The following is a 15,983-nucleotide window of genomic DNA, read 5'->3' as shown; positions in this document are numbered from 1 at the left end:
GTCAACCCGCTTCCCATATCCTAGTAAACCGATAGGATCTCATTGACATAAACAGGGTTGACGGCCCAGGATGCGGGCATGAGCGACTACGATCCGTTCCACCAGCGGCTGCACCACATCGCCTCCCACTCGCTGAGTGGGCACACCGCGCAGACCAGCGGGATGCGCCGCGTCGAGGCCATCAGCGGGGCCACCGTGGGCAGCCGGAACCTCTGGATGGGACAGACGCACGTGGCCGCGAGCACCAACTCCGGCAACCACCACCACGGCGAATCGGAGACCGCGATCTACGTGGTCAGCGGCAACCCGTCGTTCGTCTTCCTCGACGAGGAGAAGGGCGAGATCCGCGTCGACACCAAACCCGGGGACTACATCTACGTACCGCCGTGGGTGCCGCACCGCGAGGAGAACCCGGACCCGGACAACGAGGCCGTCGTGGTGATCTCCCGGACCACGCAGGAGGCGATCGTCGTCAACGTCCCCGACCTGAAATGGGTGGGCCCGATCGCGATCGGCTCGTCGGAGTCACAGCAGCTGTAACAGGTGTGACGATGGGGGCATGACGATCCGGGTCGCGATGTGGTCAGGTCCCCGCAACATATCCACGGCGATGATGCGCAGCTTCGGCTCGCGCGCCGACACCGTCGTTTCCGACGAGCCGCTGTACGCCCACTACCTCGCCGCGACCGGCCTCGTCCACCCCGGCCGTGACGAGATCCTCGCCTCCCAGCCGCAGCGCTGGGAGGACGTCGCCGACGCCATCACCGGCCCGCTCCCCGGCGACCCGGCCGTCTTCTACCAGAAGCACATGACCCACCACCTGCTACCGCAGATCGGGCGGGACTGGCTGGGCAAACTCACCCACGCGTTCCTCATCCGCGACCCCGCGCACGTGGTGGCGTCATATGCGAAGGTGCGCGGCGAACCGACCCTCGAAGACCTCGGCTACCCGCAGCAGGTGGAGATCTTCCGCACCTTCGGCGGGCCGGTGGTCGACTCCGCCGACGTGCTCCGCGATCCCGAGCGCACGCTGCGGCTTCTCTGCGAGGGCCTCGGCTTCGCCTTCGACCCGGCGATGCTGTCGTGGGCGCCGGGTCCGCGGCCGGAGGACGGCGTGTGGGCGCCACATTGGTACGCCTCGGTGCACGCGTCGACCGGTTTCGCCCCCTACAACCCGGCGCGGGCCGACGTTCCGGAGCGGCTGCGTCCCCTGGTCGAGGCCGCCCTCCCCTTCTACGACGAGCTGGCCACCCACCGCCTGTAGCCCGCCAGCCGTCGCCCAGCACGGTTATCCGCACCGCAAAACCGCCGTGAACGACGGCCGACCACCCCAGCCGTCGCCCAGCACGGTTATCCGCACCGCAAAACCGCCGTAACCGACGGCCGACCACCCAGCCGTCGCTCAGCGCGCCTTCCCACACCGCAAAACCAGCGTGAACGACGGCCGACCACCCCAGCCGTCGCTCAGCGCGCCTTCCCGCACCGCAAAACCGCCGTGAACGACGGCCGACCGCCCCGGCCGTCGCTCAGCGTGCCTTTCGGGGGCGCATTACCGGGCTGAGCGACGGCTGGCGGTCCTCGGTGGCGTGCGATGATTTCGCATCCATCGATCGAGGGGACTGGCATGGGGTACAGCGGGGGCATCTACGTGGCGAAGGCCGGGCGGCCGGCGGCGCTCGGCGGACTGGCCGTGCTCTGGGAGAAGGAATTCCCCGGCGGCTGGCACGAGTTGCAGCTCGACGGTTTCCCGGAGAGCGCCGCCCTGAGTGAGGTGGTCGGCGAGACCGGGGCGCCTGCGCTGGTCGCGGTGGTGCTCGACAGCGACATGGCCCACGTTCAGGCGCTCAGCCCGGCCGGTGTCGGCTGGGCCGCCTACCTGCACCCCGACAACGCCGAGGCCTTCGGCGCCCCGCCGCTGCCGCACACCCCGGACGAGATCGCCGGACTGGCCGTCGCCTGGTCGGCTGAGGCCGGCCTGAACGCGGAACCGGATGCGGTCCGGGCGGCGCTGTCCGCGAAGAACACCTTCGCCGAGGAGACGTTCACCGAACTCCTGGCCGCGCTGGGCATCAGCTCCCGCTGAAACTCCCACTCGAACTCCCACCCGAACTCCCACCCGAACTCCCGCTGATCTTGCGAGTCTCGGCGCCGCAGAAGACTCGGCAGCGCCCGAGAACTCGCAAGATGACAACGCCCGGGAACTCGCAAGATCGCCGGATCCGGTGGCGGCAGCACGACGCGACGCGGTCAGGCATCGCCGGATCCGGTGGTGGCAGCACGACGCGACGCGGTCAGGCGTGGTGTGGGGTCATGCGTCGAGGAGGCGGACGCCGTTGGCGGCGGCGTGCTCCTGGTAGATCTTGGCGACCCGGGCGGTCAGCGGACCCACCGAACCGTCGCCGATGCGGCGGCCGTCGATCGTGGTGACCGCGGCGATCTCGCCCATCGTGCCGGTGCAGAACACCTCGTCGGCCGTGTACATCTCGGTGAGCGACACATCACGGACCACCGCCGGGATGTCGTGCCGGACGGCGAGGTCGAGGACCGTCTGGCGGGTGATCCCTTCCGGACAGGCGGCGGTCGTCGGGGTGACCAGGCGGCCGTCTGTCACGGCGAACAGGTGGGTGGCGTTCGTCTCGGCGACGAAACCCCGCTGGTCGAGCATGAGGGCGTCGTCGGCGCCGGCCGCGTTCGCCTCGATCTTCGCGAGGATCGAGTTGATCAGGTTGTTGTGGTGGATCTTCGGGTCGAGCACGTCCGGGGCCGGGCGGCGGATGCTCGACGTGGCCAGGGTGAGCCCGCCGGTGTCGTAGACCGGAGGCTTGTGCTCGGCCAGCACGATCAGGGTCGGCCCGGCCCGGTTGAGCCGCGGGTCCATGCCGCTCGTCACCTTCACCCCGCGGGTCAGGGTGAGCCGGATGTGCACCCCGTCGACCATCTCGTTGGCCCGCAGCGTGGCCGTGATCGCCTCGATGATCGTGTCGGCGGACGGGATGTCGGAGAACCCGAGGGCCAGCGCCGACCGCCGGAGCCGGGCCAGGTGCTCGGTGAGCCCGAAGATCGCGCCCCGGTAGAGGCGCAGGCCTTCCCAGACCGCGTCACCGCCCTGGACCACCGAGTCGAACGGGGAGAGGCCGGGCTGGTCACGGTGCAGCAGATTCCCGTTGACCCAGTACTGGATGCCGGCGTTGCGCTCGTCGTACCGCTGAAGCATCGGCCCAGCCTACCGGCGCGACGAAGGCCCACCCGCGGCGATCTTGTGAAGTTCCGCGAGACAAGTGCGACCGAAGTCAACAAGATCGCGAAAGGGAGCGGCGGCAGGCGGCGGAACGCGGGAGGCGGGGCGTTGACGAGCCGGCCCAGTTCGGGTCAGGGCCGGCTCGTCCGTACCGCAGAAAGGTCTAAGCCCGCCCACCGGGGACCGAGACCTGCCGGCGGGCCAGGTCCTGAAGGATCTCGCTGGTGGCGGACGTGCCGAACCGGGTCACGCCGACGCCGGCCATCGCGATCATCGCGTCCAGGGTCCGCACCCCGCCGGAGGCCTTGACCTGCACCCGCGGGGAGACGGCCGAGCGCATCAGCGCGAGGTCGTCGATGGTGGCGCCCTTCGGGGCGAAGCCGGTGGAGGTCTTCACGAACGCCGCGCCGGCGCGCTCGGCAGCCCAGCAGGCGGCGAGTTTCTGCTCGTCGGTGAGGTACGCCGTCTCGAGGATGACCTTGACGTGCGCGGTGCCGGCGGCCTTCACGAGGAGGCCGATCTCGTGCTCGACGGCGGCGATGTCGCCGGAGCGCAGCCAGCCGATGTTGAGCACCATGTCGATCTCCTTGGCGCCCTGGTGCACGGCCAGCTCGGTCTCCGCGATCTTGACCGAGGTGGGGGTGTCGCCGTGCGGGAAGCCGACGACGGTGCCGACCATGACGTTGGTGCCGCGCAGCAGATCGACCGCGACCGTCACGTCGCACGGGCGCACGCACACCGAGGCGACGTCGTACTTCTTGGCGATCGCGCAGCCTTCGCGCAGGTCTTCCAGGGTGAACTCGGGCCGGAGGATGGAGTGGTCGATCATCTTCGCGATCTGCGGCACGGTGAAGTTCATGGCTGGACGTTAGCTGTCTAGACAGGTGGTTGTCTAGACAGTCTGGAGGTGTCGGTAGGGTGTGCGTCATGTCCGGGGATCCCGATTTCTCGCCGCGCTACTTCCGCATCGAACAGGCGCTGCGCGCACAGATCGCGAAGTCCCGGCCACACGACCCGCTGCCGTCCGAGCCGGAGCTCGCCCGCGAGCACGGCGTCAGCCGGATGACCGCCCGCGCCGCCGTGACCCAGCTGGTCAACGACGGTCTCGTCTACCGTGCGCCGGGGCGGGGCACGTTCGTCGCCGTGCCCAGCGGGCCACGCCGCGCCGACCACCTGATCCGGCTCAGCGAGGAGATCCGCAAGCAGGGCAAACGACCATGGGCCAAGGTGGTCGTGGCCGAGCTGCGCCCGCCCACCGCGATCGAGGCGACCCGGCTGCGCCTGCGTAAGGGCGACGTGTTCGCGATCCACCGGGTCCGGTTCGCCGACGACGAGCCGATCGCGTTCGAGCGGGCCATGTACCCGGGCACGGTCGGCGACCTGCTCGCCGCCGACCTGTCCCGCTCGGTGCACGAGGCACTGGTCAAACTCGGTCACACCCCCGTGCACGGCACGTCGACGATCCGCGCCGAGGCGGCCACCGAGGAGGACGCGCACGAGCTGGGCGTCCCGGTCGGCTCGGCGCTGCTGATCGAGGAACGGCTGATCCTCGACCAGAACGAGCGGCCGCTCGAGCTCAGCGAGTCCCGGTACGCCGGCGACCGCTACCGGCTAGACGTCGCGTTCGGGGTCGAGCCTCTCGTTCAGTAGGTGCAGCGGGGCGGCCTCGATCCCGGCGTGATCGAGCGCGTTCCAGTAGGCGGCCGCCTGCTCCGGGCGTACCGGGCCGTCCAGCAGCGGCAACCCGGGTACGGCGGCGTGCAGCAGGGACTCCAGCTGGCACGACGCGATCGTCCCCGGCAGGTGACGGTCGATCGCCGGCAGTCCGGGAGCCGCGGTCCGGACGGTCCGGCCGCAGTCCAGCAGGCCACCGCCGACGATCAGGACGTCGCCGCGGGTGCGCATCCGGGCCAGGGCGCGGGACGTGTCGAAACAGTGCGGGAACGAGTCGTCGACCAGGATCGTGCCCGGACGTAGCCGGTCCACGTCGAGCGTGCGGGGGCCGCTGCTGGTCGCCGCGATGATCACGTCGGCCCGGTAGACCGCGTCGGCGCTCGTCGCCACCTCGGCCGGGACGTCCAGGCTCGCGGCCAGCTCGCGCAGGCGCGGCGCGGCGGCCGGCAGGTCACACAGGATCAGGCCCGCCGGAGCTTCGGCGCGGGCCAGCAGCAGGCTCAGCGACGACGTGCCGATCGAACCCAGACCGAGGACGGCGACGACGTTGTCCGGCAGCTTGCGGTCGCGGGCGGCCAGGGCCGCAAGAACGGTTCGGACCACCGCGGCCGCGGTCACCGCATGGCCGGTGGTGAGGTTCACGTCGCTTCGGCGGTACGGGGAAACGGCCGCCCCGTAATTCGTGTTGGCCGGAATCATTCCCGCGAGCGAGACCGTCCGCGCCCCCTGCCCAGCGGCCAGATCGACGGCTTCGGCGACGTGTTCGGCCAGGCCGGGGCTCCCCAGCTCGTCGGCGAAGCGGGGCACCGCGACGAACCCGGACCGGCCCAGCGGGGTGTCGACGGTCTCCAGCAGTCGTGCCCGCCCGTCCGGGAAGATCGTCCGGCGGATGGTCTCCCGGTCCAGCGCGGGCAGGAGCCGCCGAACCGCCTCGGGCAACGCGGTGACCTGCTCAGGCACCGGCAGATATCCGACAAGTCCGGCGGTCAAGGGCGTACCGCCGCGGATCTCGGCCGCTGCTCCACCGGATTCGGTGGGCCGGCGGACAAGATCGCGGTCCGGGACAGCCGCGGGGGCGGCCAGGTCGGCGGCGATGGCGGCGGCCAGCTCGTCGGTGACCGACTGTGACAGGCGAGCACGGAGCGTGAGGCGCAGTCCCCCGCCGACCGGGCGGACCGCGAGCAGCACCTCGGTCCCCGGCGGGACGGCGAGTTCGGCGTCCGTGTCGTCCCAGGCCAGGCGCAGCGTCTCACCCCGGACCGCGCCGAGCGCACCGAAGTCCAGGTAGGTGAAGAAGTGCCGCCACCCCTGTGGCGCGGTGAACGTCCTGGTCCGGGCATCGATGACGGCTGCCGACACCTCCGCCGGGCCCGCTCCGGGGCCGGGCCGGACGGCGATCGCGGTGGCGCACGGGCCGAAGACCCGGCCCAGGTCGGCCATCGCGTGATCACGCCCGGTCACCGCGACGCCGATCACCGGGTCTGGACGGCCGGTCACCGACGCGAGCGCCCGGTGGTAGGCGGTCAGCACCGGCACGAACGGGGTCACCCCGGCAGCGGCGGCCAGTTCCCGCAGGCCAGCGGTGTCGCGCACGGTGAACCCGGCGGTGGTGATCGCCCCGCCGACGCGGATCGGGCCACCGTCGTGCGGGGCGATCTCGGACGGCATTCCCGCCAACCGCGACACGTACTCCCGGAATGTCGCCCGGATCGGTTCGAGCCGGCCACCGTCGTAGACGGCGAGCAGTTCCCGCATCAGCAGCGCCACGCTGTAGCCGTCCCCGGCCAGATGATGCGCGTGCACCATCAGGACGTGCTCCTCCGGCCCGTAGCGGAGCAGCCGCAACCGGACGAGCGGCCACTGCGCCGGGTCGAACCGGTGTTCCCGCTCGGCCGCCAGTTCCTCGTCGAGCGGTCGCGGGGCGGGTTCGTAGCCGACGACAGGTGTCACCGACGGGAGCTCGCGCTGCACCGGCGGCCGCGCGTCCCGGGGGAAGACGGTCCGCAGCATCGGATGCCGCGCGACCAGCACCGCCACCGCCCGCCGGAAGCGTTCGACATCGAGCGGCCCGTGCAGGCGCGGCGCCGCCAGCCAGGTCGACGGCGCCCCGAACGCGTCGGCCAGCAGGAATCCACGCTGGGTGGCGGTCACCGCGAAGTCGCCGCCGGACGTGCCGGCCGGAGTCGTCTCGCCGTCGGTCGTCGCGTCGATGACGGCCGCGAGCGCGGTCAGGGTGCGATGCCGGTAGAGGACCGTGGGCCGGGGCAGTGCCGGCCGGTGTTCGCTCAGGCTCGCGAACAGCTCCAGCACGCCGATCGAGTCCCCACCCAGCGCGAAGAAGTCGTCCTCCGGCCGGACCGATGCGACCCCGAGCTGGCGGGACCACAGTTCGGCGAGTAGCCGTTCGGTCGCGGTCCCCGTGATACCCGGCTCCGCGACAGCCGGCCCGGCCCGCAGGCCGGACCTGTCGATCTTCCCGGCGGCGGTGAGCGGCAACTCCCCCGCCACCTCGAACCGGGACGGCACCAGATATCCGGGCAGCAGCCCGGCCAGGTACGCCCGCAGCGCGGGACCGTCCACGGACGACGACTGCACCCATGCCACGAGCCGGCCACCGTCGACGAGGACCGCCGCCCGTACCACCTCCGGATGTTGCCGCAGCACCGCCTCGACCTCGCCCGGCTCGATCCGGTACCCGTGCAGTTTCACCTGGTCGTCGGCGCGCCCACGGAACCAGAGAACCCCGTCGGCGTCGAGGGTCCCGAGGTCGCCGCTGCGGTACCAGCGCCGGCCGTCCCGTGCCACGAACACCGCCGCGGTCTGCTCCGGGTCGTCGAGATAGCCGTCGGCCAGTCCGGCGCCGCCGATCCAGATCTCCCCGTCCGGCCCGGCGATCTCGATCTCCGCCCCGCCGGCCGGGCGGCCGATCGGCAGGCGCGTCACGTCGTCGGCCGGCCGTTCGGTGATCAGGTGCCAGGTCGCGTTGATCGTGGTCTCGGTGGGTCCGTACAGGTTGGTGATCCGCTGTCCCGGACCGAGCAGGTCGAACCATCGCCGCACATGCGCCGGCGACAGCACCTCCCCACCGACGTGTACCCAGCGTAGCCGGGACAGGTCGGGGCGGCTCTGCTCGGCGGCGGTCAGCAGCCGCTCCCACAACGTCGGAACCGAACTCCACACCGTCACCCGGTCCCGGGCCAGGAGCTCGACGAGCAACTCCGGATCCCGGATCGTGTCCCGATTCCAGGCCACGACAGTTGCTCCGACCAGCAACGGGGCCAGGATCTGCCGTACCGAAGCATCGAAGGAAATCGACGCGGTCTGCGCGAGCCGATCATCCGCCCGGTAACCGAAAGCATCGATCGCCCAATCCAGATAGCCGGCCATCGCCAGGTGCCCGACCACCACACCCTTCGGCCGCCCGGTCGAACCGGAGGTGAAGATGATGTACGCAGTGTCACCGCTCTCGACCCGATCCGGCAGCGGCGGCGTCTCGCCCGCCGCCTCGGCGTCCACCAGTGTGAACGCCGCCCCGAGCGCTTCGGCGACCGCCCGCGTCCCGGAGTCGTGGACGACCTCGGTCACCCCGGCCCTGGCGAGCAGCCCCGCGATCCGGGCCGGCGGGTGCGCGGCGTCCATCGGCACCCACGCCGCGCCGGCCTTGAGAATCCCGACGACACCGATCACCGTGGCCGCTCCCGGGCTGGTCAGCAGCCCGATCCGGCGGCTGCCGCCGACCACGAGCCGGCCCGCGAGGCGATCCGACGCGGCATCCAGCCCGCGATAGCTGAGCGGCACGCCGTCGCTCAGAACGGCAATCCCATCGGGGGTACGGCCACACTGCGCCCGAATCCGCTCGACCACCCCGGCGCGCCGCCCCTCGCCCTGCCCCGTGCCCTGCCCCGCGCTCGGCTCCGCGCTCGGCTCCGCGCCCTGCTCCACCAGCGCGATGATCTCCGCCAGGTGCTCGGCGGCGAGACGCCTGATGGTCGCTTCGGTGAACAGGGCCGCCGGATGGTTCCACGAGAAGTGCAGCGTGCCGTGCGCCTCGAAACACACCAGACCGAGCCGGGTGGCCGCGGACGCCGTTGCCGCGGTCGTGGCGAGGACACCCGCCGCGGTCGCCCCGGCATTCGGGAACCGGGCGAAACTGAAACTTGCCGGGCTCGCCGTCCGTGGCCCGGCCCCATCCGCAGTGAGCATCCGAGCCAGATCAATAGTGGACACCGAACCGTGCTGCTCAGCGGTCAGCCACAACTCCCGGATCCGCCCGGCCAGCTCGGCGCCGCTCTCCCCCGGCCGAACCCGCACCAGCACCGGAAGCGTGTCCGCGAACGGCCCGACCATCCGGTCGACACCCGGCAGCCGGCTCGCCCGGCCCGCCCGCGCCACCGAGACGGGCACGTCACTCTGCCCGCTCCAACGTGCCAGGCAGCGCACATACCCGGCGAGCAACAGATGGAAGAGCGAGACCCCGGCCTGCCGCGCGGTCTCGGCCAGCCGCCGGCTCACTTCCGGATCAAGAGCCTCCTGATGTACGAGGTACGGCCCACCAGGCTCACCATCGACCTCCCCGTCGAACGGCAGGGCAAGTCGCGGATACCCCGCCAACTCGGCACGCCAGTGATCAATATCGGCCTCACTCGGCGCAGTCTCGTGTTCCGCAAAGGTAGCCGCCGGCGCCGCCTCCAGCTCACCGCCGCCATAGAGCGCCCACAGTTCGTCCCCCAGAACCGCAAGGCTGTAGCCGTCAGCCGCCGCATGGTGCGCCACGACAACGAGCCGCGCCGCCCCGCCCCCGACCGCAAGCACAGCCCGAACCGGCCCTTCGCGCTCAAGATCAAACGTCCGGTTCCGCAGCTCCACCTCCCACTCCGCGTCCACGCCGGTACCCCCGGCCGGCTCTGACCGCTGTCGCGAGCCGTCGGAGACAGCGGTGCGAGCCAGCCGATCAACCACGGTGAACCACCCGGGCCAGCCGTCGACCGGAGCGGCGAAGTACTGGCCTCCCGGACCGAACCGGACCCGCAACATCGGATGGCGGCGTTCCAGTTCAGCGAACGCAAGCGCCAACCGCTCCGCGTCCACCGCCCCGGCCAGCGTCTGTCCGACACAGGCATAGGCCGGCACCTCCGGATAGAGCCGTCCCGTGGTCACAAACGCCCGCTGCACCGGACTGAACGGAAACCCCAAAGACCGCAAGCCGTCGCTCACGCGCCTTTCGGCGCCCTCATAACCGCCGTCAGCGACGGCTCGCCGAACCTGCCCGCCCGCCGCACCACAACCAACCACCCAGCCGTCGCTCACGCGCCCTTCGGCACCCTCATAACCGCCGTCAGCGACGGCTGGCCGTACCTCAGCGAGGTTCTGCGGGGCGGATTCGGTGGCTGAGCGACGGCTGGCCGTTGGTGGGGCCAGGTGGGCGGTCAGCTCGCCGACCGTTCGGTGCTCGAAGAACAGCGTTGTCGACAGGGTTCGGCCGAGGCGTTCCTCCAGCTCCTTGACCAGGTCGACGGCGGTCAGGGAGTCGAGGCCCAGAGCGAGGAACGGCTCGTCGAGGCCGATGGAGTCGGGTTCCCGTTCGAGTGGGCCGGCCAGCAGTTCCCGCACGAGTGCCACCAACTCGTCCCGCTCGGCCGCGGTCTCCTCGGCCGACGCCGCGTTCGCCGTCACTTCGGCCGCGGTCACCTCGGCCGACGCTGCGTTCGCCGTCACTTCGGCCGCCACGATCACGGTAACCCCAGGCGACGCCACCGCAGCCACCCGGGACGACGCCGTCGCGGTCGCCCCCGGCGAGGCCGTCGCGGTCGCCCCGGGCGAGAGTTCGGTGGTGGGGGTGGCCAGGACCTGGGGGGTGTTCAGGGTGGCGGCGGCCCACAAGGTTTCTGGGAGTTGGTTCAGGGGGAGGGCGCCGGTGGGTGGGAGCAGGCCGTGTCCGGTGGCCAGGCCGCCTCCGGTCAGGACGGGCAGGTTGACCGTGACGAATCGGCGGCCGGCTGCCTGTTCGGTGGCTGCGAACGTGTCCAGGAAGACGTTGCCGGCCACGTAGTCGCCCACCGCGCCGGCCAGCCCCGGGAGGACCGACGAGATCGAGGACAGCGCGATCACCAGTGGACTGCGGTCGGCCAGGGCGCGGGTCAGCAGGATCGTTCCGTGGACCTTCGCGGACAGGCCGGCGGTGATCTCCGCGGCGGACTTCGCGCGGAGGCTGCCCGGCCGGGCCACGCCGGCGGCCTGGATCACGATGTCGAAGTGGCGGTCCGCCACCAGGGCCGTGACGTCCTCCTCGACTGTCACGTCGGCGATGCGGTAGTCGGCGGTCGCGCCCAGTTCGCGGAGTTCGGCCAGGAGCGCGGCCGGTTCGGCGGAACGGCCCGCCAGCAGCAACGTCGGCCGGCCACGGCGGGCCAGGTGGCGGGCGATCTCGGCGCCGGCCGCACCGGCGCCGCCGACGATCAGGTAGCTGCCGTCCGCCGGTGGGATCAACGGTTCGGTGGACGCCACGGGAGTGAACGAGCGGGTCAGGCGGCGGCCGTTTCGCCAGGCCACGAGTTCGGCCAGGCCTGGACGGGGTGGGCTGTCGGCCTCCTGTCGCAGAGCGAAGCGACGGGACGCCTCCGGGTCGGCGGAGGTGAGATCGAGTAGCCGTACCCTCGCATCCGGGTTTTCGTCGGCGAAAGCCATCGCCAAGCCGGACCAGACCGCATGCCGGGGGTCCGGAGGGTTGTCGCCCGTCGCGAACAGGTCGCGGGTGACCAGCAGCAGGAAGCCGTCCCGGGGGGTCGCGGTGATCGCCGCCAGGGCGTCAGCGGGATCGCCGGAACCAGCGACGACGACCGTCGCGGGAATCGGCGCCGCGGCGGGCGGCAGCGGGGACGGCGTCCAGGCCGGGACCGACAGCGCCGGGCCGGGCGGGTCGGTGATCCAGTAGCGGCGGCGCTGGAAGGGGTACGTCGGCACGTCCACCCGACGGGTTCCGGCGTCCAGGAGGGTGCGGTCCAGGGAAGCGCCCGCCGACCACAGGGCACCCACCGTCCGCAGGAGCGCGGACGCGTCGTTCCCAGCCGGGCGGACCGTCGTTCCGCGGACCGCGGAGGAAAGGGTGACCGACGCACCCACCTCGACCATCGGGCCGAAGCCGTCCGCGCGCAACCTGTCGATCGTGTCCTCGAAACGGGCCGGGTGGGCGGTCGGGCGGTCCGGTCCGGCGGCCGTCCTGACGGCCTCCACCGCCGTCAGCCGGCCCGAGGTCATGGCCGCGGCCAGTTCGCCGAGACCGTCGCCGGCCGCGGTCGCCGGCTGGATGCCGTAGGCGATCAACTGTGCGGCCTGCGCCACCGCGAACGCGACCACCAGCGGCCGGGTCACCTCGGTGTGGGCCAGATCGGACTCGGGGATGGCCGGGTCGGTGCACCAGTCGACAAGCGAACGGCCGGCCACCGGACCTGTCGCGGCCGACACCTCGTCCAGGACGGCCCGGAACACAGGGGCCGTGGCATACAGGTCAGCGCCCTGACCGGGGCGCTGGGCGCCCTGGTCGGCGAACAGGAAGGCCACCCGGGCCGGGCGGGCCGGCGGCGGTCCGGGTTCCGCCACGGCCAGCTGCTCGGCGAGGTCGTTCTCGGTCAGGATCGCCATGCGGTACGGGGCCTCGTCGCGCCCGGCCGACGCGGAGGCACAGACGTCCGCCAGTGGTAGCTCAGGATGTTCCCGCAGGTGGGCCGCCAGTCGGGTGGCCGCCGCCCGGAGTGCCGGACCGGACCGGGCGGACAGGGTCAGCAGGTGTGGCCCGTCCTTCGGCTCGTGCCGGACCCCACTGCCGATCACACTGCCGGCCGCTTCCAGGATCACGTGGGCGTTCGTTCCGCCGAAGCCGAAACCGTTCACGCCGGCCGTCCGCGGCCCCGGCCAGGGGCGTCGTTCGGTGACCACCTCGAACCCGGCCGCGGCCAGATCGAACCGTGGCGACGGCCGGTCGTGGTGCAGGGACGGCGGCAACTCCCCGTGCTTCAGCGCCAGGATCACCTTCACCAGCGCGGGCAGGCCGGCCACATTCAGCAGGTGACCGATGTTCGTCTTGACCGAACCGAGCATCCGGGCACGGCCGTCGGGCCGCGGCGGGAACGCGTGCGCCAGCGACCGCGCCTCGATCGGGTCACCCACCGCCGTGCCGGTGCCGTGCGCCTCCACATAGGAGACCACGGCCGGATCAACCCCGCATTCACGGTACGCGTCCGCGATGACCTCACGCTGCAGCAGCGGATTCGGCGCCATCAGACTCAACGAACGGCCGTCGTTGTTGACGGCGCTGCCGCGTACCACCGCAAGAATCTGATCCTCGCCGGCATCGGCGAACCTGGTCAGAACCAGCGCCGCCCCACCCTCCCCCGGCACGAACCCGTCCGCGTCCGCGTCGAACGCCCGGCATCGGCCGGTGGGCGACAGCGCCTGCGCGGCGGTCAGCAGGGTCTCGCCGGTGGGTGTCAGGTTCAGGTTGACGCCGCCCACGATCGCGAGGTCGCAGTCGCCGGCGGTCAGGCTGCGCCGGGCCAGGTGCAACGCCACCAGAGCCGAGGAGCAGGCGGTGTCGACGGCTATCGCCGGGCCGTGCAGGTCCAGGAGGTGCGCAACCCGGGCGGCGATCAGGTTACGCAGGCTCCCGGTGAGCGCGTGGGACCCGGTCGCCTGGTTCCCGGCGATGATCTCCTGGTAGCCGCTTTCGCCGACGGCCGCGAAGACGCCGATCTTGCGGGATCTGCGGCGTGGGCCGGCGTAGCCGGATCGTTCCAGGGCTTCGTGGGCGAGCTCGAGGAAGATCCGGGCGTGCGGGTCCAGCAGTCGCGCCTCGTCCTCGCTGATCCCGAAATATCCGGCGTCGAAGGAGGCTGGATCCGTCAGGAAGGCGCCGTGCCCGCCCCCGGGCCATCGGCCGACCGGAGTGACGCTGTCCCGCCCGGCCAGCAGGTTCGCCCAGAACTCCTCAGGCGTGTCCGCCCCCGGGAACCGGCACGCCATCCCGATGACCGCCAGCCGTTGATCAGCGGCCGCCGGCGCCGGACCGCTCGGCTCCCCGGCGACTTCACGCCCGGGGGCGGCCAGCAGCCGATCCGCGAAAGCCGGAACTGTCGGGCAATCCCGGAGCATCGCCGGATCGAGGGTACGGCCGAACGCGTCCTCCAGCCCCGCCAGCACCTCCAGGGCCCGCAGCGAGGATCCACCGATCGCCAGGAATCGATCATCCGGCCCGATCGCCTCCTCCGGAACGCCGAGCACCCGTGCCCAGATCTCCCGGACCACCCGCTCCACATCAGCCCGTCCGAGCGGAGCCCCCGCCCCCGCCACCGGACCCGGCTGGCTCTCACCGCTGTCGTCCGCCGGCCCGGACGACGGTGACGGCCAGCCGGGGTGGGGCAGGGAGGTGGCGAGGCGTTCGCGTAGGGGGTGGCGGCGCAGTTTGCCGCTGGTGGTCCGGGTGAAGGCGCCGTTCGGCAGGACCTCCACCCGGATGTCGTCGTGGGCCAGGGCCTCGGCAATCCGGGCCCGGACCCGGGTGGGCAGGCCCGCCGGGTCGGGGCGGACGGCGGGGATCGACAGGTAGACGGCTACCCGTTCGTGGCCGGTGGCCGGGTCGGTGGCGCCGACCACGGCTATCGGGCCGGCGGCCAGGCCCGGGGTTGCGGCGGCCAGTTCTTCCAGATCGGATGCGTGGAAGTTGCGGCCGTTGAGGAACAGGACGTCCTTGTGGCGGCCGGTCACCACCAGGCGGCCGGACCTCAGGAAACCGATGTCGCCGGTTCGGAGCCACTCGCCGTCGAAGGCCGCCGCCGTCGCGGCCGGGTCCCGGTGGTAGCCGCGGGTGACGTTCGGGCCGCGCACCTGGAGATGGCCGACGAGGCTGTCCTCCAGCACCTTCCCCGCATCGTCCACGATGCGCAGCTCACAGCCCGGCACCGGATAGCCGACGTCCATCAGCGCGACCACCCGCGAGTCGTCCCCGGCAGTGGCTGAGGACGCGGGGCCGGAGGGAAGGGCGGGGAGGGCCACGCCTCGGGAGAGGGCCGTCCGACTCAGGGTCACCGGGATGGCGGGCTCGCCGAGTGGCGGGCACGCGACCGCGACGGTGGCCTCGGCCAGGCCGTACACCGGCTGGAGAGCTCCCGGGCGCAGGCCCGCCGGCCGGAGTCGGGTGGCGAAGGTGTGCCAGACCGAAGGGGAGATGGGTTCGGCGCCGACCATCAGCAGGCGGACGCTGGTCAGGTCCAGGCCGTCCAGGTCCGGCTGTGGGACCCGGCGGTTGACCAGGGCCAGGGCGAAGTTCGCGGCGGACAGCACGGTCGCCCGATGCTGGGAGGCGGTGGCCAGCCACAGCGCGGGGCGCTTCGCGAACGCCAGCGGGCTGATCCGGATCTGGCGGCAGCGGGCGTACAACGGGGCCAGGTGGGTGCCGATCAGGCCCATGTCGTGGAAGTACGGCATCCACGTCACGAACACGTCGTCACTGGTCAGCGCCCCGGCCTGAGCGCTCTGTCCCAGGTTGGCGAGGACGTTGGCGTGGGTCAGTTCGACACCTTTGGGCGTTCCGGTGCTCCCGGAGGAGAACTGGAGGAAGGCGAGGTCGTCCGGCCGTACCGGATGAGGGGTTGTCAACGGCAACGCGGACCGCAGGTCGCGGGGGGACAGCAAGGTGCCGCCGGGCGTCGCGGTGTCGCCCGCCAGGGGCGGGCCGTCGAGGTGACGCCAGACGGCGGCGAGGCGGTTCGGCTCCGGCGGCAGCGGCACCGGTACGGCGCCCGCAAACACCGCGCCCCAGAAGAGGCCGAGGAAGTCCGCCCCGTCGTCGGCGACGATCGGAAGCGGATCGCCGGGGGACACGCCCGCCTCGCGCAGGCCGCCGCCGATGCGCAGCGCGTCGGCGAAAAGCTCGGCGTAGCTGACGAACCGGTCCGCGTGAACGATGCCCTGACCTGGTGCGATGGTCGCGGCTCGGGTCAGCACATCGGTCAGCGTCATGATCATCAGCCTATCGACGGACGCAACCCTCAGTTCGTCACGCGCGCGTCCGATCGTGAGG

7 protein-coding genes are annotated in these 15,983 nt (G+C 71.9%); 4 read left to right on the top strand and 3 right to left on the bottom strand.

Features of this window, described 5'->3' with window-relative positions; all coding sequences use genetic code 11:
* Positions 1-78: 78 nt before the first annotated feature.
* From AB0E94_RS00510 to AB0E94_RS00500, 3 genes are all read left to right on the top strand, one after another.
* Positions 79-540 carry a cupin domain-containing protein gene (locus AB0E94_RS00510; RefSeq protein WP_360320160.1) on the top strand — a complete coding sequence of 154 codons (462 nt, stop codon included), beginning with the start codon at positions 79-81 and terminating at the stop codon, positions 538-540.
* Positions 541-559: 19 nt separating this feature from the next.
* Positions 560-1,264, top strand: a complete 705-nt coding sequence (locus AB0E94_RS00505; RefSeq protein ID WP_360320157.1) for an HAD family hydrolase — start codon at positions 560-562, stop codon at positions 1,262-1,264.
* A gap of 360 nt (positions 1,265-1,624) precedes the next feature.
* A complete protein-coding gene (locus AB0E94_RS00500) occupies positions 1,625-2,083 on the top strand; it encodes a hypothetical protein (RefSeq protein ID WP_360320154.1) in 459 nt (152 codons plus the stop codon).
* Between the two features lie 225 nt (positions 2,084-2,308).
* Here the strand turns inward: AB0E94_RS00500 and AB0E94_RS00495 are convergent, their stop codons facing one another.
* Together AB0E94_RS00495 and deoC are read right to left on the bottom strand one after the other, a co-directional pair.
* Positions 2,309-3,214 carry an aminotransferase class IV gene (locus tag AB0E94_RS00495; protein WP_360320151.1) on the bottom strand — a complete coding sequence of 302 codons (906 nt, stop codon included), beginning with the start codon at positions 3,212-3,214 and terminating at the stop codon, positions 2,309-2,311.
* 187 nt (positions 3,215-3,401) lie between these two features.
* Positions 3,402-4,097: a deoxyribose-phosphate aldolase gene (deoC, locus tag AB0E94_RS00490; RefSeq protein ID WP_360320148.1), complete on the bottom strand. Its 696-nt coding sequence runs from the start codon at positions 4,095-4,097 to the stop codon at positions 3,402-3,404.
* A gap of 68 nt (positions 4,098-4,165) precedes the next feature.
* On the opposite strand from deoC, the gene AB0E94_RS00485 reads away from it, so the two are divergent.
* Positions 4,166-4,888: a GntR family transcriptional regulator gene (locus tag AB0E94_RS00485; RefSeq protein ID WP_360320145.1), complete on the top strand. Its 723-nt coding sequence runs from the start codon at positions 4,166-4,168 to the stop codon at positions 4,886-4,888.
* On the opposite strand, the gene AB0E94_RS00480 is transcribed toward AB0E94_RS00485, so the two are convergent.
* Entirely contained in the window at positions 4,850-15,922 is an 11,073-nt protein-coding gene (locus AB0E94_RS00480; protein WP_360320142.1) for an amino acid adenylation domain-containing protein, read from the bottom strand. The genes AB0E94_RS00485 and AB0E94_RS00480 overlap by 39 nt on opposite strands.
* Positions 15,923-15,983 lie beyond the last annotated feature (61 nt).

The sequence above is a fragment of the Actinoplanes sp. NPDC026670 genome (assembly GCF_040638175.1).
In the GTDB taxonomy this organism is placed as follows: Bacteria; Actinomycetota; Actinomycetes; order Mycobacteriales; family Micromonosporaceae; genus Actinoplanes.
This window is presented reverse-complemented; position numbering and strand designations above follow the sequence as displayed.

What these genes read in the sequence shown, in the direction of transcription:
- AB0E94_RS00510 (WP_360320160.1), top strand. Translation starts at nt 79, where the DNA reads ATGAGCGACTACGATCCGTTCCACCAGCGGCTGCACCACATCGCCTCC.
- AB0E94_RS00505 (WP_360320157.1), top strand. Translation starts at nt 560, where the DNA reads ATGACGATCCGGGTCGCGATGTGGTCAGGTCCCCGCAACATATCCACG.
- AB0E94_RS00500 (WP_360320154.1), top strand. Translation starts at nt 1,625, where the DNA reads ATGGGGTACAGCGGGGGCATCTACGTGGCGAAGGCCGGGCGGCCGGCG.
- AB0E94_RS00495 (WP_360320151.1), bottom strand. Translation starts at nt 3,214, where the DNA reads ATGCTTCAGCGGTACGACGAGCGCAACGCCGGCATCCAGTACTGGGTC.
- deoC (WP_360320148.1), bottom strand. Translation starts at nt 4,097, where the DNA reads ATGAACTTCACCGTGCCGCAGATCGCGAAGATGATCGACCACTCCATC.
- AB0E94_RS00485 (WP_360320145.1), top strand. Translation starts at nt 4,166, where the DNA reads ATGTCCGGGGATCCCGATTTCTCGCCGCGCTACTTCCGCATCGAACAG.
- AB0E94_RS00480 (WP_360320142.1), bottom strand. Translation starts at nt 15,922, where the DNA reads ATGACGCTGACCGATGTGCTGACCCGAGCCGCGACCATCGCACCAGGT.